The organism is Caballeronia sp. LZ029, from assembly GCF_031451275.1.
Taxonomy (GTDB): domain Bacteria; phylum Pseudomonadota; class Gammaproteobacteria; order Burkholderiales; family Burkholderiaceae; genus Caballeronia; species Caballeronia jiangsuensis.
In genome coordinates this window covers 289,009-310,316 of record NZ_JARUXO010000001.1, presented here as the reverse complement: position 1 = coordinate 310,316, position 21,308 = coordinate 289,009, and the positions used below count along the sequence as shown (strand labels likewise).

The 21,308-nt window shown below is 63.3% G+C and carries 23 protein-coding genes; 16 read left to right on the top strand and 7 right to left on the bottom strand.

Annotated features, from left to right (window positions below; genetic code table 11):
• The first annotated feature begins 105 nt into the window (after window positions 1-105).
• Window positions 106-1,197, top strand: coding sequence for an AI-2E family transporter (locus QCE73_RS01545; protein WP_035497605.1), 1,092 nt, complete (start codon window positions 106-108; stop codon window positions 1,195-1,197).
• A gap of 68 nt (window positions 1,198-1,265) precedes the next feature.
• Here QCE73_RS01545 and purU read toward each other — a convergent pair whose 3' ends face one another.
• The 5 genes from purU to QCE73_RS01520 are packed head-to-tail and all read right to left on the bottom strand — an operon-like array spanning window position 1,266 to window position 6,260.
• The gene (gene purU / locus QCE73_RS01540) at window positions 1,266-2,135 is read right to left on the bottom strand and encodes a formyltetrahydrofolate deformylase (protein WP_035497603.1); all 870 of its coding nucleotides are present in this window, start codon (window positions 2,133-2,135) and stop codon (window positions 1,266-1,268) included.
• A 31-nt stretch (window positions 2,136-2,166) separates the two neighbouring features.
• On the bottom strand, window positions 2,167-3,012 hold the full coding sequence (locus tag QCE73_RS01535; protein ID WP_309879504.1) for a DUF4743 domain-containing protein: 846 nt from the start codon (window positions 3,010-3,012) through the stop codon (window positions 2,167-2,169).
• 13 nt (window positions 3,013-3,025) lie between these two features.
• The gene (locus QCE73_RS01530) at window positions 3,026-3,637 is read right to left on the bottom strand and encodes a LysE family translocator (RefSeq protein WP_309879503.1); all 612 of its coding nucleotides are present in this window, start codon (window positions 3,635-3,637) and stop codon (window positions 3,026-3,028) included.
• 1 nt (window position 3,638) lies between these two features.
• The gene (locus tag QCE73_RS01525) at window positions 3,639-4,205 is read right to left on the bottom strand and encodes an adenine phosphoribosyltransferase (protein ID WP_035497600.1); all 567 of its coding nucleotides are present in this window, start codon (window positions 4,203-4,205) and stop codon (window positions 3,639-3,641) included.
• Between the two features lie 60 nt (window positions 4,206-4,265).
• Window positions 4,266-6,260, bottom strand: coding sequence for a monovalent cation:proton antiporter family protein (locus tag QCE73_RS01520; protein ID WP_035497599.1), 1,995 nt, complete (start codon window positions 6,258-6,260; stop codon window positions 4,266-4,268).
• Between the two features lie 160 nt (window positions 6,261-6,420).
• Here QCE73_RS01520 and kdsD point away from each other — a divergent pair, with 160 nt between their 5' ends.
• The 12 genes from kdsD (at window position 6,421) to QCE73_RS01460 (ending at window position 15,936) form a co-directional block, all read left to right on the top strand.
• Window positions 6,421-7,404: an arabinose 5-phosphate isomerase KdsD gene (kdsD, locus tag QCE73_RS01515; protein WP_238209680.1), complete on the top strand. Its 984-nt coding sequence runs from the start codon at window positions 6,421-6,423 to the stop codon at window positions 7,402-7,404.
• A complete protein-coding gene (locus tag QCE73_RS01510; protein WP_309879502.1) occupies window positions 7,404-7,943 on the top strand; it encodes an HAD family hydrolase in 540 nt (179 codons plus the stop codon). The genes kdsD and QCE73_RS01510 overlap by 1 nt, the downstream gene beginning before the upstream one ends.
• A 5-nt stretch (window positions 7,944-7,948) precedes the next feature.
• Window positions 7,949-8,551: an LPS export ABC transporter periplasmic protein LptC gene (gene lptC, locus QCE73_RS01505; RefSeq protein ID WP_035497595.1), complete on the top strand. Its 603-nt coding sequence runs from the start codon at window positions 7,949-7,951 to the stop codon at window positions 8,549-8,551.
• Window positions 8,552-8,581: 30 nt separating this feature from the next.
• Window positions 8,582-9,268 carry a lipopolysaccharide transport periplasmic protein LptA gene (gene lptA, locus QCE73_RS01500; RefSeq protein ID WP_035497594.1) on the top strand — a complete coding sequence of 229 codons (687 nt, stop codon included), beginning with the start codon at window positions 8,582-8,584 and terminating at the stop codon, window positions 9,266-9,268.
• Window positions 9,269-9,279: 11 nt separating this feature from the next.
• Window positions 9,280-10,047, top strand: coding sequence for an LPS export ABC transporter ATP-binding protein (lptB, locus tag QCE73_RS01495; protein WP_309881877.1), 768 nt, complete (start codon window positions 9,280-9,282; stop codon window positions 10,045-10,047).
• A 153-nt stretch (window positions 10,048-10,200) separates the two neighbouring features.
• Entirely contained in the window at window positions 10,201-11,718 is a 1,518-nt protein-coding gene (locus QCE73_RS01490; RefSeq protein WP_309879501.1) for an RNA polymerase factor sigma-54, read from the top strand.
• Between the two features lie 184 nt (window positions 11,719-11,902).
• On the top strand, window positions 11,903-12,262 hold the full coding sequence (hpf, locus tag QCE73_RS01485; RefSeq protein ID WP_014190335.1) for a ribosome hibernation-promoting factor, HPF/YfiA family: 360 nt from the start codon (window positions 11,903-11,905) through the stop codon (window positions 12,260-12,262).
• Window positions 12,263-12,380: 118 nt separating this feature from the next.
• On the top strand, window positions 12,381-12,647 hold the full coding sequence (locus QCE73_RS01480) for a hypothetical protein (protein WP_309879500.1): 267 nt from the start codon (window positions 12,381-12,383) through the stop codon (window positions 12,645-12,647).
• 32 nt (window positions 12,648-12,679) lie between these two features.
• Window positions 12,680-13,135, top strand: coding sequence for a PTS IIA-like nitrogen regulatory protein PtsN (gene ptsN, locus QCE73_RS01475; RefSeq protein WP_035497938.1), 456 nt, complete (start codon window positions 12,680-12,682; stop codon window positions 13,133-13,135).
• Between the two features lie 185 nt (window positions 13,136-13,320).
• Window positions 13,321-14,289, top strand: a complete 969-nt coding sequence (gene hprK / locus QCE73_RS01470) for an HPr(Ser) kinase/phosphatase (protein ID WP_008351692.1) — start codon at window positions 13,321-13,323, stop codon at window positions 14,287-14,289.
• Window positions 14,290-14,371: 82 nt separating this feature from the next.
• Window positions 14,372-15,244: an RNase adapter RapZ gene (gene rapZ, locus QCE73_RS01465; RefSeq protein ID WP_035497591.1), complete on the top strand. Its 873-nt coding sequence runs from the start codon at window positions 14,372-14,374 to the stop codon at window positions 15,242-15,244.
• Window positions 15,245-15,303: 59 nt separating this feature from the next.
• The gene (locus tag QCE73_RS01460; protein WP_035497589.1) at window positions 15,304-15,936 is read left to right on the top strand and encodes an LON peptidase substrate-binding domain-containing protein; all 633 of its coding nucleotides are present in this window, start codon (window positions 15,304-15,306) and stop codon (window positions 15,934-15,936) included.
• Here the strand turns inward: QCE73_RS01460 and mutY are convergent.
• Together mutY and mutM are read right to left on the bottom strand one after the other, a co-directional pair.
• Window positions 15,933-16,994, bottom strand: coding sequence for an A/G-specific adenine glycosylase (gene mutY, locus QCE73_RS01455; protein WP_309879498.1), 1,062 nt, complete (start codon window positions 16,992-16,994; stop codon window positions 15,933-15,935). The two genes, QCE73_RS01460 and mutY, sit on opposite strands and share 4 nt — an antisense overlap.
• 6 nt (window positions 16,995-17,000) lie before the next feature.
• Window positions 17,001-17,831 (bottom strand): bifunctional DNA-formamidopyrimidine glycosylase/DNA-(apurinic or apyrimidinic site) lyase, encoded by an 831-nt coding sequence (mutM, locus tag QCE73_RS01450; RefSeq protein WP_309879497.1) that lies wholly within the window; start codon window positions 17,829-17,831, stop codon window positions 17,001-17,003.
• A gap of 85 nt (window positions 17,832-17,916) precedes the next feature.
• Here mutM and QCE73_RS01445 point away from each other — a divergent pair, with 85 nt between their 5' ends.
• From QCE73_RS01445 to ispE, 3 genes are read left to right on the top strand one after another with little or no spacing between them, the layout of a single operon-like run.
• Window positions 17,917-19,776 carry a tetratricopeptide repeat protein gene (locus QCE73_RS01445; protein ID WP_309879496.1) on the top strand — a complete coding sequence of 620 codons (1,860 nt, stop codon included), beginning with the start codon at window positions 17,917-17,919 and terminating at the stop codon, window positions 19,774-19,776.
• A complete protein-coding gene (lolB, locus tag QCE73_RS01440) occupies window positions 19,776-20,402 on the top strand; it encodes a lipoprotein insertase outer membrane protein LolB (RefSeq protein ID WP_035497584.1) in 627 nt (208 codons plus the stop codon). Before QCE73_RS01445 ends, lolB begins: the two co-directional genes overlap by 1 nt.
• Window positions 20,403-20,421: 19 nt before the next feature.
• Window positions 20,422-21,303, top strand: coding sequence for a 4-(cytidine 5'-diphospho)-2-C-methyl-D-erythritol kinase (ispE, locus tag QCE73_RS01435; RefSeq protein WP_309879495.1), 882 nt, complete (start codon window positions 20,422-20,424; stop codon window positions 21,301-21,303).
• The last annotated feature ends 5 nt before the right edge of the window (window positions 21,304-21,308 follow it).

The following is a 21,308-nucleotide window of genomic DNA, read 5'->3' as shown; positions in this document are numbered from 1 at the left end:
CGGCGCCGGGCCTCGTGGCCGGGCGCCGCCAGCCGGACTGTTGGAATGCGCCGCGCGTCGCGGCACGAATAACCGTCGTACGCAGCAGGGGAAAGGAACGCAGTCATGCCGAAGCGCAACGAAGCTGCCAACGAGGAGGCGCGGGTACGGGACCTGCCCACACGCCACGTCAGGCTGACGAGCGACATGAGCTTGCCGAAGCTGTCCGCGGTGGAAATCGGCAGCTATATCCTCGCGCTCTTCGCGATGTGGCTGGTCCTCGATCTGAAACTGCTGGGCGGTCTTCTCGCCGGCATGCTCGTGTTCCAGCTCGTCCACATGATTTCGCCGGTCATCGAACGTCACGTGGTGAGCAAGGGCGCCCGGCTCATTGCGGTCGGGCTGATTTCCGCGATCATCGTCGGCGGGCTGACGGGCGCCACCGTCGCTACCATCGAGCATTTCGAGCACGACGTGCCGAGCCTGCAAAAGCTGCTCGACCAGTTGATGACCATCACGTCGAGCGCGCGCCTGCGCGTGCCCGACTGGATCGCGAACTATCTGCCGGTCGATGCCGGCCAGATGAAGGACAAAGCTACCGAGTTGATGCACCGGCACGCCGAGATGCTCCAGCAAGGCGGCAAGGAGATGGCGCGCGGCTTCGGGCATATCGTGATCGGCATGATCATCGGCGCGATCATCGCGGTCAGCGCGCCGCGGCCGTCGCATCATCGCTTGCCGCTGTCCACGGCGCTCATCGCGCGCGTATCGCGCTTCGCCGATGCGTTTCGCCGCATCGTATTCGCGCAGATCAAGATTTCGGCGATCAACGCCGTCTTCACCGCGCTTTATCTGCTCGTCGCGCTGCCGGTCTTTCACGAGCGATTGCCGCTCTCCAAGACGCTCGTACTGGTGACGTTCATCGTCGGGCTGCTGCCGGTGATCGGCAATCTGATCTCCAATACGATCATCGTCGGGATTTCGCTGTCGGTGTCGTTCGGCACGGCGGTCGCGTCGCTCGCGTTCCTGATTGTCATCCACAAGCTCGAATACTTCCTGAATGCGCGCATCATCGGCGGCCAGATCGAGGCGCGCGCGTGGGAACTGCTTCTCGCGATGCTCGCAATGGAAGCCGCATTCGGCATTCCGGGCGTGATCGCCGCGCCGATTTTCTACGCGTATATCAAGCGTGAGCTGATTTATCTGCGGCTCGTCTGATTCGATTCGGCCGCCATAAACGAAAACGCCCGCAATTCCTTGCGGGCGTTTCTGCATTCGAAGGGCGATTAACGGAACACGACCGTTTTGTGCCCGTTCAACAGAATGCGATGCTCCGCATGCCATTTCACCGCGCGCGCGAGCGTCACGCACTCGACGTCGCGGCCGATCGCCGTCAGTTGATCCGGCGTCATGTTGTGATCGACGCGCTCCACTTCCTGCTCGATGATCGGGCCTTCGTCGAGATCGGACGTGACATAGTGCGCGGTCGCGCCGATCAGCTTCACGCCGCGATCGAACGCCTGATAGTACGGCTTCGCGCCCTTGAAGCTCGGCAGGAACGAGTGATGGATGTTGATCGCGCGGCCTGCGAGCTTCTCGCACATGTTCGCCGACAGAATCTGCATGTAGCGCGCGAGCACGACGAGATCCGTGTCGTGCTGATCGACGATTTCCAGCACGCGCGCTTCCTGCGCGGCCTTTGCATCCGGCGTCGCCTTCAGCAGCGGCAGATGATGGAACGGAATGTCGTAGCTCGCGGCGAGTTGATAGAAATCCTTGTGATTCGAGATGATCGCCGGAATCTCGATCTGCAACTGGCCGGTGCGATAGCGGAACAGCAGATCGTTCAGGCAGTGCCCGATCTTCGACACCATGATGACGACGCGCGGCTTCACCGACGCGTCATGCAGCTCCCAGCGCATGCCGAATTCGTCGGCGAGGTCGCTGAACGACTTGCGCAGCGCGTCGATACCGGGATCGCCGCCGACCTGCTGAAAATGCACGCGCATGAAGAACTCGCCCGTGCGGCTGTCGCCGAACTGCGCGGAGTCGAGGATATTGGCGCCGAGGTTGAACAGGAAACCCGACACGGCATGCACGATTCCCGGCCGGTCCGGGCACGACAACTTCAGATAGAAACTATGTTCGGTCGACATGACCTTTCCTCGTTCGTTTGATTCTTGATGTTCAGAGCGGCGGCGGATCGAAGAGCGCGACGATGCCTTCGCACGCGTCTTCGTCGATCCACTGGCGGCGCAGCATGCAATCGAGCGTCGCGAGACTGGCGTCGACGGTGAGCTTGCCTTCCTCGATCCAGCGCGCGACCTCTTCGATGCGTGCCAGACGATGCTCGCCGACTTCGCCGTCCTGGTTGCGCGGCGCGAAATCGGGCGGCAGCGAGACGTCGTACACGAAGATCTGCTCGGCCTGCGTGCCCTCGGGCAAGGATTGCAGCACATGGAACGTGCGGCCGCGCTCGGCGGTTTGCGCGAGCCCGGCGCTCATGCCCGCCTCTTCCCAGCATTCCTTCACGAGCGTCGGCATCAGTTCGAAGCCCCAGCCGATGCCGCCCGCCACGATGTTGTCGAGCATGCCGGGATCGGTCGCCTTCGTCTCGCTGCGGCGCGCGATCCACAACTGCGGCGGTTTATCGCGATATTTTACGATGCCGTTCAGATGCACCGCGTAGGTCATCGTGCCGAAGAAGCGCGACGCCGCACGCTCGATGAACGCGAGCGGCGGCGCGTCGAAGTCGTTGCGGATCGCGTAGGTTTCGTCGCGCCAGCCGGGAATCCGGCCTTCCGCGTACAACGCGCCGATGACCGCGCCGAGCGCGGCGCTGCGCGTATTCACATCGGCGAGCGATGCGTTCAGCCGAACCGATGTCTCGTCGATCTCGAAGACGTCGGGCCAGCGCCGCAGCGCGTCGACGTCGGTGCGGCGAATCCAGCCGACGCGTTCATCGTCGATGAAAAACGGCGCGTGCGCGGCGGCATCGAAATGGCGCGCGGAAGTAATGGCAGGCAGCGTCATGCACAAACCCCGGTCAGCGCAAGGCGACGCGAACGCCGAGCAGGATGAACGTCGCGCCCGCGAGCCGGTCGAGCCACACGCCGACGCGCGGACGGCGCTTAAGCCACGCGCCGATCATCCCGGCACCAATGCCGAAGAGCGAGAACACGACGACCGTCTGCAACATGAACAGTCCGCCAAGCTCGAACATCTTAAGCATCACGCTTTGCGCGCCGTGCGGATCGACGAATTGCGGCAGGAACACGATGAAGAACAGCGTGACTTTCGGATTCAGCATGTTGCCGATCACGCTCTGGCGGAACACCGTCGAAAGCGGCTGGCTCGGGCGCGCGTGCGCCGTCGAGAGACCGTGACTGCGCAGCGCCTTGATGCCGATCCAGACGAGATACGCCGCGCCCGCGAGCTTCACCGCCTGAAACGCGACCGGCGACGAACGCAGCAGCGCCGCGATGCCGAGCGCGGCGAGCGTCGTATGGAAGATCACGCCGAACGCAAAGCCAAGCGCGGCGACGACGCCCGCGAGGCGCCCTTGCGAAATGCCGCGCGCGAGCACTTGCAGATTGTCGGGACCGGGCGCAACGGTGATCGCGACCGATGCGGCGAGAAAGAGCAGGAAGTTGGGCATCTCAATGTCCGCCGAATTCGCACACGGTATAGAGCGGCACGCCGTTCGCGCGCAGCAGCTTCGAGCCGCCGAGATCGGGCAGATCGATGATCGCGGCCGCCTCCACCACTTCCGCGCCGAGCCGCTCCAGCAGAATCTTGCCGGCCATCATCGTGCCGCCTGTCGCGACCAGATCATCGACGATCACCACGCGATCGCCCGGCTTGCACGCATCCTCGTGAATCTCGACGGTCGCGCTGCCGTATTCGAGGTCGTAGGACTGCGAGAGCGTCTTGTACGGCAGCTTGCCCTTCTTGCGGATCGGCACGAAGCCGAGACTCAGTTCATACGCGAGAATCGGCCCGATGATGAAGCCGCGCGCATCCATGCCGGCGATCACATTGACGTTCTCGTCGATATAGCGCTGCACGAACAGATCGATGAGCATGCGCAGCGCGCGTCGGTCTTGCAGGATCGTCGTGATGTCGCGGAACTGCACGCCGGGCTGCGGCCAGTTCTCGACGGTGCGCACGCGCTCCTTGATGAAACGCGCGGCGTCGAGCTGTGCGTTCGAAGGGGTAATGGACATGACTTCTCCGGAGTCCGCGCCGTGAGGCCGCGCGTTCGCCTTGGTGACAAAAGAGGATGACTACGCCGCCCGGCGGTTGCGCGAGAGCCGTTCCTCGGCTTGCGCAAGCACTTCGGGCAGGCCGCGCAGCACGACGATATCGTTCGCGCGCAGCTTGGTTTCGGGGTCGGGTTCGACGCCCCGGATGCCGTGGCGCCGGATCGCGGTCACCTCGACTCCATTGCCGACGAGTCCGAGATCGTCGAGCGAATGCCCGACGGCTTCGGAATTCGCGTCGATCGGTACGGATTGTAGCCGCACCTGCTCGTGGCCATCGTCGTCGTCGACATCGTCGGCGCCGTGGAAGTAGCCGCGCAAGAGGCTGTAGCGCGCGTCGCGCATTTCCTCGACGCGCCGCACGACGCGCCGCATCGGCACGCCCATCAGCACGAGCGTGTGCGACGCGAGCATCAGACTGCCTTCGACGATCTCCGGAATCACTTCCGTCGCACCGGCGGCGGTGAGCTTTTCGAGATCGGCGTCATCGACCGTGCGCACGATCACGGGCAAGGTCGGCGCGAGTTCGTGGATGTTGTGCAGCACGCGCAGCGCGGACGGCGTGTTCGCGTAGGTGATCGCAACGGTCGCCGCGCGATGCAGCCCCGCCGCGAGCAGCGACTCGCGCCGCCCGGCATCGCCGAACACGACCGATTCGCCCGCCGCCGCGGCCGCCGCGACGCGATCCGGGTCCAGATCCAGCGCGACATAGGAAATGCCTTCCTGCTCCAGCATGCGCGCGAGGTTCTGCCCCGCGCGGCCGTAGCCGCAGATGATCACGTGGCCGCTTTGCTTGAGACTCTGCGTTGCGATCTTCGTCATCTGCAGCGATTGCAGCATCCATTCCGTCGACGACAGGCGCAGCACGATCCGGTCCGCGTTCTGGATGATGAACGGCGCGGCGAGCATCGAGAGCAGCATCGCGGAGAGAATCGCCTGCAGGATGGTCGAGTTGACGAGATGCGAATCGAGGATCAGGTTCAGCAGCACGAAACCGAATTCGCCCGCCTGGGCGAGGCCGAGGCCCGTGCGCATCGCGACGCCCGGCGCCGCGCCGAACGCACGCGCGAGACCGGTGATCATCACGGCCTTGAGCAGGATCGGCACGACGAAAAAGCCGAGCACGAGCAGCGGATGTTCCCAGATCACGCGCGGATTCAGCAGCATGCCGGTGGTCACGAAGAAAAGACCGAGCAGCACGTCGCGAAACGGCTTGATGTCCTCTTCCACCTGATGCCGATACGGCGTCTCGGCGATCAGCATGCCCGCGATGAACGCGCCGAGCGCGAGCGACAGACCGAACTTGTCGGTGATGAACGCCGCGCCCAGAGTCACGAGCAGCAGGTTCAGCATGAACAGCTCTTGCGAGCGGCGCCGCGCGACGAGATCGAACCAGCGCGTCATGAACTTCTGGCCGATGAAGAGCAGGACCGTCAACGCGACGACGATCTTCACTGCCGCGATGCCGAGCCACATCGCGAGCTGCGACGAATTGCCGTTACCGAACGCCGCGATGATGATGAGCAGCGGCACGACCGCCAGATCCTGGAACAGCAGCACGCCGAAGATGTTGCGGCCATGCTCCGATTCGAGTTCGAGCCGCTCCGCGAGCAGCTTGCTGACGATTGCGGTGGAGGACATGGACATCGCGCCGCCGAGCGCGAAGCTCGCCTGCCACGACATTTCCATCCAGAAATTGGCGATCCAGCCGAAGATCAGCGCGAGCGCGATGGTCGCCGCGACCTGACTCGCGCCGAGCCCGAACACGATGCGCCGCATCGAGCGCAGCTTGGAAAGCGAAAATTCGAGCCCGATGGAGAACATCAGGAAGACGACGCCGAATTCGGCGAGATGCTGCGCGCGGTCGGAATCCGGCGCGATGCCCGCTGCGTGCGGTCCCACGATGATGCCGACCGTCAGATAGCCGAGCATCGGCGGCAGGTTGAAATAGCGAAATACGACGACGCCTGCCACGGAGCAGAGCAGCAGCAACAGCGTCATTTCGAGCGGAGAGGTCATCCGGCTAGCGTCCTCGTTCGTCAGTGTTCCGAGGCGCGTAGTTCTGGCGCTCCGGCATCTTAAAAAGGCCCCTGACGACAGGGCTTGCGGGGGCGGATAGGCGGCGGCGCGCCGCGCTCCCGGCGGGGCGGCTCAGAAACGCCTTTGCTATACTCCGCGCATGATAGCGAAAATCAATGGCGACCGGGCACTGGCGCTGGCTCGCAACGTAATCCAGATCGAAGCCGACGCCGTTCGCGGGCTTTCCGAACTTCTCGACGAAAACTTCACGAGCGCGGTCGAAACGCTGCTCGCCTGTCGCGGCCGCGTGGTCGTATCGGGCATCGGCAAGTCGGGCCATGTCGCGCGCAAATTCGCCGCGACGCTCGCGAGCACCGGCACGCCCGCGTTCTTCGTGCATCCCGCCGAAGCGAGCCACGGCGACCTCGGCATGGTCACCGCCGACGACATCTTCATCGCGCTGTCCAACTCGGGCGAAACCGAGGAGCTCGTTGCCATTCTGCCGCTCATCAAGCGGCTCGGGGCGAAGCTGATCGCGATCACCGGCCGTCCCGAATCGAGTCTCGCGCAATTGGCCGACATGCACCTCAACGCGCGCGTCGAAAAGGAAGCGTGCCCGATGAATCTCGCGCCCACGGCCAGCACGACCGCCGCGATGGCGCTTGGCGACGCGCTCGCCGTCGCCGTGCTCGATGCGCGCGGTTTCGGTCCCGACGACTTCGCGCGCTCGCATCCGGGCGGCGCGCTCGGGCGACGTCTTCTCACCTACGTGCGCGACGTCATGCGCGTGGGCGACGAAGTGCCGGTCGTATCGCTCGACGCGACTGTTTCGGACGCGCTCTTCCAGATCACCGACAAGCGCATGGGCATGACGGCTGTCATCGACGCAAACCGTCACGTCCACGGTATTTTCACCGACGGCGACCTGCGCCGCATCCTGCAGCGCGACGGCGATTTCCGCGCGCTGAAGCTCGTCGATGTCATGACGCGTAATCCGCGCACGATCGCGCCGGATCATCTCGCGGTCGAAGCCGTGGAACTGATGGAGCGCTATCGCATCAATCAGATGCTGGTCGTGGACGCCGATGCCACTTTGATCGGCGCACTGAACATGCACGACCTCTTCTCCAAGAAGGTGATCTGATGGCGCAGAAGCCTCCCACCGCCGCCGAACGCGCGAGCCGCCTCAAGCTGATGGTCTTCGACGTCGATGGCGTTTTCACCGACGGCAGCCTCTTCTTCACCGCCGACGGCGACGCGATGAAGTCGTTCAATTCGCTCGACGGCCACGGGGTGAAGATGCTGCAGTCCGTCGGCGTGCAGACGGCCATCATCACGGGCCGGCAATCGGGCATCGTCGCGGCGCGTGCGCGCGAACTGGGCATCACGCATCTCTATCAGGGCGTCGCCGATAAAACCGTCGCGCTCGCCGAATTGCTCGATGCGACCGGCATCGCCGCCGACGAATGCGGCTACATGGGCGACGACTGGCCCGACCTCGCGGTGATGCGCCGCTGCGGCTTCGCCGCCGCGCCCGCGAACGCGCATCCCGAAGTGATCCAGCGCGTGCACTGGGTCGCGGAAGCGCGCGGCGGCCACGGCGCCGTGCGCGAAGTCTGCGACGCGATCCTGCGCGCGCAACATCGCTACGACGAACTGCTCGCCGCGGCGCTCGGAGGCTGAAGCCCATGCAACGCCCCGGAAAGCTCGCCTCGCTCCTGCCGCTCGTCGCGATGGCGGCGCTGGCCGGCATCACCTACTGGCTGCTGCAAGCCACGCTGCCGCCAGCGCAGCAGGCGCCCGCACCGGAGAAGCGCCACACGCCCGACTACTTCGCCAACAACTTTTCCGTTTCCGAGCTCGACGCCACCGGCACGACGCAATATCGTCTGACGGCGAAATCGATGGTGCATTACGAAGACGACGAGATCAGCGACCTCACGCTGCCCGCAATGCGCATGTTCCAGCCGCTGAAGCCGACCGTCACGGCGACGGCCCTGCGCGGCACGGTCAACGGCGACGTCTCGATCGTCGATCTTTACGACGACGCGCGCATCGTGCGCGCGGCCGGCTACGGAGATCCGCAGATGCAGGCCGATTCGCAGCATTTTCGCGTGCTGGTGAACGACGATGTCATCGAGACGGAAAAACCGGTTAGACTTCAGCGCGGCCCGTCCGTGATGACGGCCTCTGGCATGAACTACAACAACGTGACCCGGGTAATGAAGCTCTTCGGTAACGTGCGCGGTGCAATCGCCGCCACGGATATCAACGGCGGCTCGTCCAAGTAATCCCGGCACTCCCATCCGAATTGTGACTGCATGAACGAAAGGTACCCTCGTCCCGATGGCGGCCATGCGCGCGCAACGTCCGCGCGCCGCGCGGTGCACGCCGCGCGGGCCGGGCTCGCCGCCGCGCTGACCATCGCCGTTGCGCTGGCCGCGCTGCCCGCGCACGCCGAAAAGGCCGACCGCGACAAACCGCTCAACATCGAAGCGGACAACATGTCCTACGACGATCTCGGCCAGAAGAACATCTTCACCGGCCACGTCGTCGCGACCAAAGGCACGATCGTCATCAAGGCCGACCGTGTGGAAGTCACGCAGGACCCGCAGGGCTATCAGTACGCGACCGGCACGTCGAGCGGCAACAATCTCTCGTACTTCCGCCAGAAGCGTGACGGCCTCGACGAGTACATCGACGGCAACGCGGTCCGCATCGACTACGACGGCAAGAACGACTTCACGAAGCTCACGACACGCGCTGTCGTGCGCCGCCTGCAAGGCCTGACGAAAGTTCAGGACGAAGTGCACGGCAGCGTGATCACCTACGACGGCCAGAAGGACTTCTATACGGCGACCGCGGGCAAGGACCAGGCCGGTCCCGGCAATCCGAACGGCCGGGTGCGCGCGATGCTCGCGCCGCGTTCGGGCGGCGCCGCGCCGCTGAACGGATCGCCCGCCACGCTTTCTCCGTCGAACACCATTCAAGGAAACCCGCAGCAGTGAATTCGACCTCCATGCCCCACCGCAAGCCGGAAGGCCAATCGAGTTCGCTCGTCGTCCGCAATCTGAAGAAGCGATACGGGTCGCGCACCGTGGTGAAGGACGTGTCGCTCGATGTAAAGAGCGGCGAAGTGGTCGGCCTGCTCGGTCCGAACGGCGCGGGCAAGACCACGTCGTTCTATATGATCGTCGGTCTCGTGCCGCTCGATGCCGGTGAAATCGACCTCGACGGCAACTCGATCAGCCTTTTGCCGATTCATCAGCGCGCGCACCTCGGCTTGTCGTATCTGCCGCAGGAAGCCTCGGTGTTTCGCAAGCTCACCGTCGAGCAGAACATTCGCGCAGTGCTGGAACTGCAGACCGACGAAGCGGGCAAACGCCTGTCAAAAGACGCCATAACACAGCGCGCAGAAGCCTTGCTCGACGAGTTGCAGATCGCGCATCTGCGCGAGAATCCGGCGCTGTCGTTGTCGGGCGGCGAGCGCCGTCGCGTCGAGATTGCACGCGCGCTCGCGACCAATCCGAGCTTCATTCTGCTCGACGAACCGTTCGCGGGCGTCGATCCGATCGCCGTGCTGGAAATTCAGAAGATCGTGAAGTTTCTGAAGCAGCGCAACATCGGCGTTTTGATCACCGACCACAACGTGCGCGAGACGCTCGGCATCTGCGATCACGCGTACATCATCAGCGATGGCAGCGTGCTCGCGGCAGGCGCGCCGGGCGAAATCATCGAAAACGAGAGCGTTCGCCGCGTCTATCTCGGCGAGCATTTCCGCATGTGAAACACGCTCGCAAAAACGGCGTGCATCGTGCGCCGCATCATGCGAAAGCAGCAAAACTTACGTGCCGCCCCTTCGGGCGGCATGCGCTTTTTTGGAATCCCCGCGAGGTTTCGCGCGCGTGGCAAACTCTCTACAATGAAATAAAACCTTGCCATGAAAGCCAGCCTCCAACTTCGCCTCTCGCAGCATCTTGCGCTCACTCCGCAACTTCAGCAGTCGATCCGGCTGCTGCAGTTGTCGACGCTCGAACTGCAGCAGGAAGTCGCGATGGCCGTCGCTCAGAATCCGCTGCTCGAAAATGACGACGACTGGATCACGAGCCCGCTGCGCGTCGCCTCGGACGGCTCGCTGATCGCGGCGCCGAACACGCCGAGCACGCCGCCCGATTCGATGATGAGCAACGGCTCGTCATCGAGCAGTTCCAGTTCCGAACGTTCGGAAAATAGCGAACCGCAGGGCGTCGACGAATACAACGGAATGGGTTCGGACAGCGCTCAGGATTCCAGTTCGTGGAACCTCGAAGACTACGGGCGTTCGAACAACGCGTCCGACGACGACGATCTCCCGCCGCTGCAAATCCACGAATCGACCACGACGCTGCGCGACCATCTGACCTCGCAGTTGCGCATGACCGCGGCGAATCAGCGCGATCGTGCGCTCGTCACGTTTCTGATCGAATCGCTGGACGAGGACGGGTATCTGACGTCGTCGCTCGATGAAGTCCAGACCGATCTTCCCGAAGAGCTCGAAGTCGATCTCGACGAGTTGAGCGCGGCGCTCGCGTTGCTGCAAAGCTTCGATCCGCCCGGCGTGGGCGGACGTTCGGCATCGGAATGCCTGAAGCTGCAGTTGCTGCGGCTCGACGGCTCGCCCACGCGCACGCTCGCGCTCGATATCGTCACGAATCATCTGGAACTGCTCGCGGCGCGCGACTTCACGCGTCTGCGCAAGCAACTGAAGGCCAACGACGACGCGCTGCGCGACGCGCATGTGCTGATCAAATCGCTCGAACCCTTTCCGGGCGCGGCGTACGGCAAGAGCGAAGCGGACTATGTCGTGCCGGACATTCTCGTGCGCAAGGCAGCAAGCGGATGGACGGCGGAACTGAATCCGGAGATCGTGCCGAAGCTGCGGATCAATCATCTGTACGCGAACATCCTGCGCAACAATCGCGGCGATCCGGGCAGCGGCTCGCTGCGTCAGCAACTCCAGGAAGCACGCTGGCTCATCAAGAATATTCAGCAGAGGTTTGAGACGATTCTGCGTGTCGCGCAGGCGATCGTGGAGCGTCAGAAGAACTTTTTTGCACATGGCGAAATCGCCATGCGGCCCTTGGTTTTGCGGGAGATTGCTGATACGCTGGGATTACACGAATCGACGGTTTCTCGTGTGACCACTGGCAAGTACATGCTCACCCCATTCGGGACGCTTGAATTTAAGTACTTCTTTGGATCGCACGTCTCGACCGACACAGGAGGCGCGGCATCGTCAACGGCGATCCGGGCCCTCATCAAGCAACTGATAGGAGCGGAAGACCCCAAAACTCCTCTTTCAGACAGCCGCATCGCCGAACTGCTGGCGGAACAAGGATTCGTGGTCGCGCGGCGCACCGTCGCCAAGTACCGCGAAGCCCTCAAGATCCCGGCAGTGAATCTGCGCAAGTCTCTATGACCCGTCTCTGTAGTCCATCGCGTGTTGTGATGGGCGTTTACCGGCCGCATCGCGAGAGCGCGGACGTGCCGGCCGATGCACCCCGTTTTTCAGTCGCGCCAGAATGACGCGCTGACGGGAGGCATCGCCGCCCGGTTTCGGACGAGCCGACGTGATCTCACGGCCATTAGCTTGGAGAGCAACTATGAATCTGAAGATCAGTGGACACCACCTCGAATTGACGCCTGCGTTGCGCGAGTACGTGATCACGAAACTGGACAGGGTGCTCCGTCATTTCGATCAAGTGATCGACGGCAACGTTGTCCTCTCGGTCGACAATCATAGGGAAAAGGAAAAGAGGCAGAAGGCGGAAATCAACCTGCATCTGAAGGGCAAGGACATTTTTATCGAGAGTTGTGACGCTGATATGTACGCCGCCATCGATCTGATGGTCGACAAGCTGGATCGGCAGGTCATCAAGCACAAGGACAAGATTCAGGGCCACGCGCACGAATCGGTGAAGTATCGTGGCGAGCCGCAGGAACTGGAAGCGCCGTCGCCCTGAGCGCACATTGCGCGCACGCTCGCCGACTGATCCGCGGATGACAGCGACACCCGCCGCCACAGGACGGCTGGCATGATTCGAGGAAGTCCTCGACTATCCGGAGACGATCGATCCGGGCATGCACCAAACCGAAGCCGCCTCCGACTGGCGGCTTTTTTGTTGGATTTTCGCCGTAGAGAGCCGCAAGACATTGATTTTCAGGGCTTTGTCCTGCACATTGGATCGCGAATCGGTGCAATTGCGCGGCGCACCATCGGGCAGTACCCTGTTCTATAATGATCCGGTTATTTTCGGGGTCGCACGACAGGCACGCTGCAGGGAACGCCGCCAGCGCACTTTCCGTATCACCATCGCCGTGAGCGCTTTCAGACAGCGGCCACGATGAGGAGCTATCAGGCCACGCATCAGCCTGCCAACATGAATCGTTTAGCCAAATTTCTTCCCATCGAGAACGTGGTTCTCGGATTGTCCGTTACCAGCAAGAAACGCGTATTCGAGCAAGCGGGCCTGATTTTCGAGAACCAGAACGGCATCGCCCGCAGTACCGTCACCGACAATCTCTTCGCGCGTGAGCGTCTCGGCTCGACCGGCCTCGGCGAAGGCGTCGCGATTCCGCACGGCCGCATCAAGGGGCTGAAGCAACCGCTCGCCGCCTTCGTGCGCCTCGCCGAACCCGTCGCGTTCGAATCGCCCGACGGCCAGCCGGTCTCTCTGCTCATTTTCCTGCTCGTGCCCGAGCAGGCAACGCAGCAGCATCTTGAAATTCTCTCGGAGATCGCGCAACTGCTCTCCGACAGCGAGGCGCGCGAGCGCCTGCACAAGGAAGAAAATCGTGAGGCGCTTTATCAAGTGCTCACGCAATGGCAACCGTAACAGCCACCCGAATCTAGCGATACGCGTCCGAGGCGCGTCCGTGCACCTTTCGCGCCGGGCGCGCCTCGCTTACGTAGAGCTTCTGGGGCACAATCGGTCAAACGCGGCGCCATGCGGCGTACTGAAGCGACCCGCTTCGTCGTTACGCAAAGGCTGCTCCCGGCTTCCAACGGAGTTCCGGTCTCATGGATACGTCCAGCATCAACGCTCAAAGCATTTTTGACGACAACGCAGCCGCTCTGAAGCTCAGTTGGCTCACCGGGCACGAAGGCTGGGAACGCGGCTTCTCGAGCGAGACGGTCGCAAACGCGACGTCGAGCGCCGACCTCGTCGGCCACCTGAACCTGATTCACCCGAACCGTATCCAGGTGCTCGGCGACGCCGAGATCAACTACTATCAACGCCAGTCCGACGAAGACCGTTCGCGTCACATGGCCGAACTGATCGCGCTCGAACCGCCGTTTCTGGTCGTCGCAGGCGAAGTCGGCGCGCCGCCGGAACTCGTTCTGCGCTGCACGCGTTCGTCGACGCCGCTTTTCACGACGCGCATGTCCGCGGCGGCCGTGATCGACAGCCTGCGCGCGTACATGTCGCGCATTCTCGCGCCGCGCGCGACGCTGCATGGCGTGTTCATCGATATTCTCGGCATGGGCGTGCTGCTCACCGGCGATTCCGGTCTCGGCAAGAGCGAGCTCGGGCTGGAACTCATCAGCCGCGGCCACGGTCTCGTGGCGGATGACGCGGTCGATTTTGTGCGCCTCGGCCCCGATTTCGTCGAAGGGCGCTGCCCGCCCCTCTTGCAGAATCTGCTCGAAGTGCGCGGTCTGGGTCTGCTCGACATCAAGACGATCTTCGGTGAAACCGCCGTGCGCCGGAAGATGAAGCTCAAACTGATCGTGCAACTAGTGCGGCGGCCGGATGGCGAATTCCAGCGCCTGCCGCTCGAAAGTCAGACCGTCGATGTGCTCGGCCTGCCGATCAGCAAGGTGACGATTCAGGTCGCGGCGGGCCGCAACCTCGCCGTGCTGGTCGAGGCGGCGGTGCGCAACACGATCCTGCAACTGCGCGGCATCGATACCTTGCGCGACTTCATGGACCGTCAGCGCCTCGCGATGCAGGACCCCGACAGCCAGTTTCCCGGCAAGCTGATCTGACCGCGCATCGCGGAACGTCGCGCGTGCCGAAATGAATCGGGCGCAGGTGCTAAGCTAAGAGAAAGCGAATCCCTCGAGACCCATGCGTATCATCCTGATCACCGGCATCTCCGGTTCCGGCAAGTCCGTCGCGCTGAACGCCCTGGAAGACGGCGGATACTACTGCGTCGACAACCTGCCGCCGCGCTTTCTTCCCGAACTCGCCGGCTATCTGGCGAAAGAAGGCCAGACGCGTCTCGCCGTCGCGATCGACGCGCGTTCGAGCCACTCCCTCGACGACGTGCCCGCCATCATCCGCACGCTCTCGGACGATTACGACCTGCGCGTGCTGTTCCTCAACGCGAGCACGCAGTCGCTGATTCAGCGCTTCTCCGAGACACGCCGGCGTCACCCGCTGTCCGGCCCGCCGATGCGCGAAGCCGATGTCGGCGTGCTGAACTCGCTCGCCGAAGCAATCGAGCGCGAGCGCGAACTGGTCGCGGGCCTCGCGGAGTACGGCCATCAAATCGACACCAGCAACCTGCGCGCGAACGTGCTGCGCGCATGGGTCAAGCGCTTCGTCGAAACGGACGCCGCCGATCTCACGCTGATGTTCGAATCGTTCGGTTTCAAGCGCGGTGTGCCGCTCGACGCCGATCTCGTGTTCGACGTGCGCACGCTGCCCAACCCGTATTACGACCGCGAGTTGCGCCCGTTCACGGGCCTCGACAAACCGATCATCGATTTTCTTTCCGCGCAGCCGCTCGTGGGCGAGATGATCGACGACATCGGCGCGTTCGTCGGCAAATGGCTGCCGCGTTTTCGCGACGACAACCGCAGCTATCTCACTGTCGCGATCGGCTGCACGGGCGGGCAGCATCGCTCGGTGTTCATCGCGGAGGCGCTCGCCGCGCGCTTTTGCGAGACGGCAAACGTGATCGTGCGGCATCGTGACGCGCCCATCCCGGCTGGGTGACAGCGCGCCTCACACGCGAACCCGATCGCCGCGCCGGCGGTCCACCCTGGAGGGGCGCGATGTCTTCGAATCCCATTCTGGCTGACTTGCCGCTGTTTCCGCTTCACACCGTGCTGTTTCCCGGCGGCCTGCTGCCGCTCAAGATTTTCGAAGCGCGCTATCTCGACATGGCGCGCGAGTGTCTGCGCGAGAAAACGCCGTTCGGCGTATGCCTGCTGAAGAGCGGGCACGAAGTCGCGTCGCCGGGCGATCCGTCGGTGCCGGAGAACATCGGCTGCCTTGCCGAGATTTCGGAATGCGATGTCGATACCTTCGGCCTCCTGCTCGTTCAGGCACGCGGCACCGAGCGTTTCAGGCTGACGGATCATCGTGTGGAGCCGAGCAATCTGCTCGTCGGCACGGCGGAGTTGCTGGGCGACGATCAGCCGCTGCGCGGCGTGGAAGCGCTCGCAAAGTTCGGCGCGTGCGCGGAGGTGCTGGAGCGCATCATCGATACGATCAGGGAGCGCGAGCCGCAGAACCTGCCGTTCGTCGAGCCGTTTCTATTCGACGATCCCACCTGGGTATCCAACCGCCTCGCCGAAATCCTGCCGATTCCGATGCGCGCCCGCCAGAAGCTCATGGAACTGACGGACGCCGGCGCGCGTATCGACGTGGTGCATCACTACATGCAGCACCATCAATTGCTTTAGATGAGCGAGCCGCTCAGCGCATCGATCAGCTTGCGCACGGGCGCGGGCACGCCGTAGGCGTCGATCTTCGCGAGCGGCGCCCAGACGCTTTCCGCGCTCATCAACTCGCGCGGCGCCTTGCGCGCCTCGCCGAGACGCGGCTCGATATCCAGCTTGAAGTGCGTGAAGGCATGAGAGAGCGGCGCGAGACGCTGAAGATGTTCGTCGGCGCCGAGATCGCGCGCGACTTCCGCCAGCGCGGCTTCGTCGGCGGCCTCGGGCAGACTCCACAGCCCGCCCCAGATGCCCATCGACGGACGCTTTTGCAGAAGAATCGAATCGCCGTCCTGCAGGATCAGCATCCATGTCTTGCGCGTCGGCACGGCTTTCTTCGGGCGCGCGGCGGGCAGCTCGCGCTGGCGTCCCTCGACTTTCGCCACACAATCCGATGCGAACGGACAGCGCGCGCAATCCGGCTTGCCGCGCACGCACAGCGTTGCGCCGAGGTCCATCAGGCCCTGGGTGTAGGCGGTCACGTCGTCCTTGTTCGCCGCGTCCGGCAGCAGCGATTCTGCGAGCGCCCACATCGCATTCTCCACGCGCTTTTCGCCTGGAAATCCCTCGACGCCGAACACGCGCGCGAGTACGCGCTTCACGTTGCCGTCGAGAATCGTCGCGCGCGCGCCGAACGCGAACGACGCGATCGCCGCCGCCGTCGAGCGTCCGATGCCCGGCAGCATCGCGAGCGCATCGACCGTCTGCGGAAACGCGCTGCCGTGCTCGTGCGCGACGACCTGGGCGCAGCGATGGAGATTGCGCGCGCGCGAGTAGTAGCCGAGCCCGGCCCAGAGCGCCATGACGTCGTCGATGGGCGCGTCGGCGAGCGCCGTCACCGTCGGAAAGCGTTCGAGAAACCGCGCGTAATACGGGATGACCGTCGAAACCTGCGTCTGCTGCAGCATGATCTCCGACAGCCAGATGCGATACGCATCGCGCGTGTTCTGCCACGGCAGTTCGTGACGGCCGTGAATGCGTTGCCACGCGATGAGGCGCGACGAAAAATCGGTGAGAGCGAGCATCGGAAATTAGCGTTGGCAGCGCGGGCAGAAGTAGGTCGAGCGCTGTCCCTGGACAATTTGTTTGATCGCCGTTCCACAGACGTGGCACGGCAAGCCCGCGCGATCATAGACGAAATAGTCGAGCTGAAAGTAGCCAGACTCCCCGTTGCTGCCGACGAAATCGCGCAGCGTACTGCCGCCCTTCTCGATCGCGGCCGCGAGCGTCACGCGCACTGCATCCGCCAGCAGATCGTAGCGCACGAGCGAGATTCGGCCCGCCGCGGTCGTCGGCCGGATGCCCGCGCGAAAGAGGCTCTCCGACGCATAGATGTTCCCCACGCCCACGACGATCCCGCCCGCGAGCAGCGCCTGCTTCACCGACACCTTGCGCCCGCGCGTCGCGCGAAACAGCAGCGCGCCGGAGAATTCCGGCGAAAACGGCTCGACGCCGAGCGTCGCGAGCAGCGGATGATCGAGCACGTCGCCGTCCGCGCGCGGATTCCAGAGGATCGCGCCGAAGCGGCGCGGATCGCGAAAACGGAGGATGAAATCGTCGAACACGATATCGACGTGATCGTGCTTCGCCGCCTCCGGCGGCTTCGGCACGTGACGCAACACGCGCAATGTGCCCGTCATGCCGAGATGAACGATCAGCCATCCTTCGGCGGTTTCGAACAGCAGATACTTGCCGCGCCGCTCGACCTTCTCGATCTTCAGATGATCGAGCGTCTTCGGAAGATGCTGCGGGATCGGCCAGCGCAGCGCGGGCGTGCGTACATCGACGTGCTCGACGCGCCGTCCGGCGACATAGGGTTCGATTCCCCGGCGGGTGACTTCGACTTCCGGCAGTTCGGGCATTTTTCTGGAGAGAGACTTGCTGGGGCGAGTGTGCCGGTATTTTAGCCACCGCGTTACAATCGACTGAAACATCGTCTGGAATTCCATGAACTCGTTCGTCATGAAGCTGTTTGCGAAGCGTCAGGCCAGCTCGACGCACTCGCTCGCCGTGCCAATGTCACGAATCGCGGGCGCCATTGCGCTCGCGATGGCCGCGCTCGCGTGCGTCCCCGCGCACGCGCAGGATCCGAACGCGACGCCCGTTCCAAGCGCCGACGATCAATCCGACGCGCAAAACGCCGCGGATCTGCTGACCGCGCCGGTCAGCGGCGCGGAGACACAGGATTTGCCGAATGTGGCAATGTCCAGCCAGATCGTGTTCCAGGTGCTGGCGGCCGAGGTCGCGTTGCAGCGCGGCCAGCCGGCGCCTGCATTCCAGACCTATCTCTCGCTTGCCCGCGACACGCACGATCCGCGTTTCGCGCAGCGCGCGACCGAAATCGCGATCGCGGCGCAGAGCCCGAACGATGCGCTGACGTCGGCGCAACTCTGGCAGCAGTTCGCGCCGCATTCGGATCGCGCGGCGCAGTTGAGCGCATCGCTTCTGATCGTGAGCGGCAAGCCGGAAGACGCGAAGCCCACGCTCGAACGCGAGCTCGCGAAGGTTTCGCCCGATCAGCGCGGCGAAGCCATCATTTCGTTGCAGAGCCTGCTTGCGCGTGGACCGAATCGCATCGGCGGGCTTAACGTGCTGAAGGATCTGACGCAAAACGATCAGAACCGGCCGGAGGCGCAACTCGCGCTCGCGCGCCAGCAACTGATCGCGGACGATCAGCCCGGCGCGAAGGCATCGCTCGAAAAAGCCCTGCAACTCAAGCCGGACTATCTGCCCGCCGCGCTGACGCTCGCGCGCATGGGTCCGGAAGAACGCAAGGAAGGCATCGCTTCGTTCGAGAAATATCTCGACAAGAATCCGAAATCGCATGATGCACGGCTCGCGCTCGCGCAGTTATACCTGTCTTCCGACAGGCTCGACGACGCGCAAAAGCAGTTCGAGATCATGCGCAAGAACGATCCGAAGGACCTGACGCCGCTGATGGCGCTCGCGCTCATCAACATTCAGAAGAAACAGTTCGACAAGGCGCAGGACTTTCTGAATCTCTACGCGAAGACGGCGGAAAGCACGCCGGGCGCGGACCCCGGCCAGGCGTACATCTATCTCGCGCAACTGGCGCTCGAGCAGAAAGACGAAGCGGCGGCAAGCCAGTGGCTCGACAAGATTCCGCGTACGAGCCAGCAATATCTGCCCGCGCAGATCACGCGCGCACAACTGCTCGCGAAGCAGGGCAAGGTGGACGACGCGCGTGCGCTGCTCGGCAGCCTGCAAAGCTCCGATCCGCGTGATCTCGCGCTGCTCGCGCGCACCGATTCGGCGATTCTCTTCGAGGCGCATCGCTACAAGGAAGCGGAGGAAAATCTCGCGAAGGCGGTGGCCGCATTCCCCGACGATCCCGATCTCGTCTACGACTACGCAATGGCCGCCGAAAAGAACGGCCATTACGACGTGATGGAGACGCAGTTGCGCACGCTGATGCGCACGCAGCCGACCAATCCGCAGGCCTACAACGCGCTCGGCTATTCGCTCGTCGATCGCAATCAGCGGCTCGACGAAGCGGTGAAGCTGATCGAGAAGGCCGTTTCGCTCGCGCCGAACGACGCGTTCATCATGGACAGCCTCGGCTGGGCGCGTTTCCGTCAGGGCAACGCGGCCGAAGCGGAGAAGATTCTCAAGAACGCGTACAACCTGCAGCCGAATGCCGAAATCGGCGCGCATCTCGGCGAAGTCCAATGGAAATCCGGGCAGCAGGACCAGGCGCGCGCGACTTGGCGGCAGGCGCAAAAGCTCGAACCTGACAACGATACGCTCGTCAAAACGCTGAAACGACTCCAGGTAAACGACCTTTGATGGCATTCGATTTTCTCGCCGGCGCATCGCTTCGACGCGGCGCGCTCGGCATCGCGGCAGCCGCCGCGCTGGTGATGTCGGGTTGCGCGCTCCAGCCGCGCCTCCCCACGACAACAAACGCATCCACTTCGCTCGCGACGCAGACGAGCCGTGAATACCACGGACGCTTCGCCGTGCAGTACAACGATCAGAACGGCACGCAGCGCAACGCGTACGGAAATTTCGACTGGCAGGAAACGGGCGATACGGTCACGCTGCAATTGCGCAATCCGCTCGGCCAGACGATGGCCATCGTCACGTCTTCGCCCTCGCTCGCCACGCTCGAATTGCCCAACCGGCAGCCGGTGAGCGCTGACAACGTCTCCCTGCTGATGCAGAACACGCTCGGTTTCGCGCTGCCGGTCGAAGGCCTGCGCTACTGGCTGCAGCCGTCGGCCGCGCCGAGTTCGCGCGCGCAGACAACGCTCGATCCGGAATCGAACAACGGCCGTCCGAAGGAAATCAGGCAGGACGGATGGACGATCGACTATCTGGCCTACGCCGATGCGCCCGCGACGGGCGTGAAGCGCGTGAATCTCTCGCGCAACGAACCGCCGCTCGACATCAAGCTCGTGCTCGATCAATAACTTCGCAGTCGCATCACGCATGTCCTCATCCAACGATTCGCTCCGTGACTGCCTCGCGCCCGCGAAGCTGAACCTTTTCCTACACATCACGGGCCGCCGTCCGGATGGATATCACTCGCTGCAGACCGTCTTCCAGTTGCTCGACTGGGGCGACCGTCTGCATTTCAAGCGTCGCGACGACGGCGTGATCACGCGCAAGACCGACATATCGGGCGTGCCCGAAGCCGACGATCTCGTCGTGCGGGCGGCGCGGCTGCTGCAACAACACACGGGCACGAAGCTCGGCGTGGAGATCGAGATCGACAAGCGTCTGCCGATGGGCGCAGGTCTCGGCGGAGGCAGTTCCGACGCGGCCACAACTCTTTTGGCGTTAAATCGACTCTGGGGTGTTGATCTTTCGCGTGAGATTCTGCAGAATCTCGGCCTGCAACTCGGCGCGGACGTGCCGTTTTTTGTCTTCGGGCAAAATGCATTCGCAGAGGGTGTAGGTGAGGCGCTTCAGGCAGTCGATTTGCCCAAACGCTTCTTCCTGGTAGTCACACCCAATGTTCACGTCCCGACCGCGGCGATTTTTTCGGAAAAAGCCTTGACAAGGGATACGAAAGTCGCCAAAATGATGGACTTTCTTGCAGCGCAAAGGTCAGACGCAAACTGGCCAGACAGCTTCGGTCGAAATGACATGCAGGCTGTAGTTGCAGAAAAGTACGCGGAAGTTGCACAGGTGCTCGAGTGGTTTTCCAATCTCGCACCGGCGCGAATGACCGGATCTGGAGCAAGCGTGTTTGCCGCTTTCCCCAGCCGAGCCGAAGCAGAAATGGCGCAAGTCAAACTGCCGGCAAGCTGGAAGAGCGTGGTAACGGCAAGTCTGGATTCTCATCCTCTCTTCGCTTTCGCGTCATAGGTTTT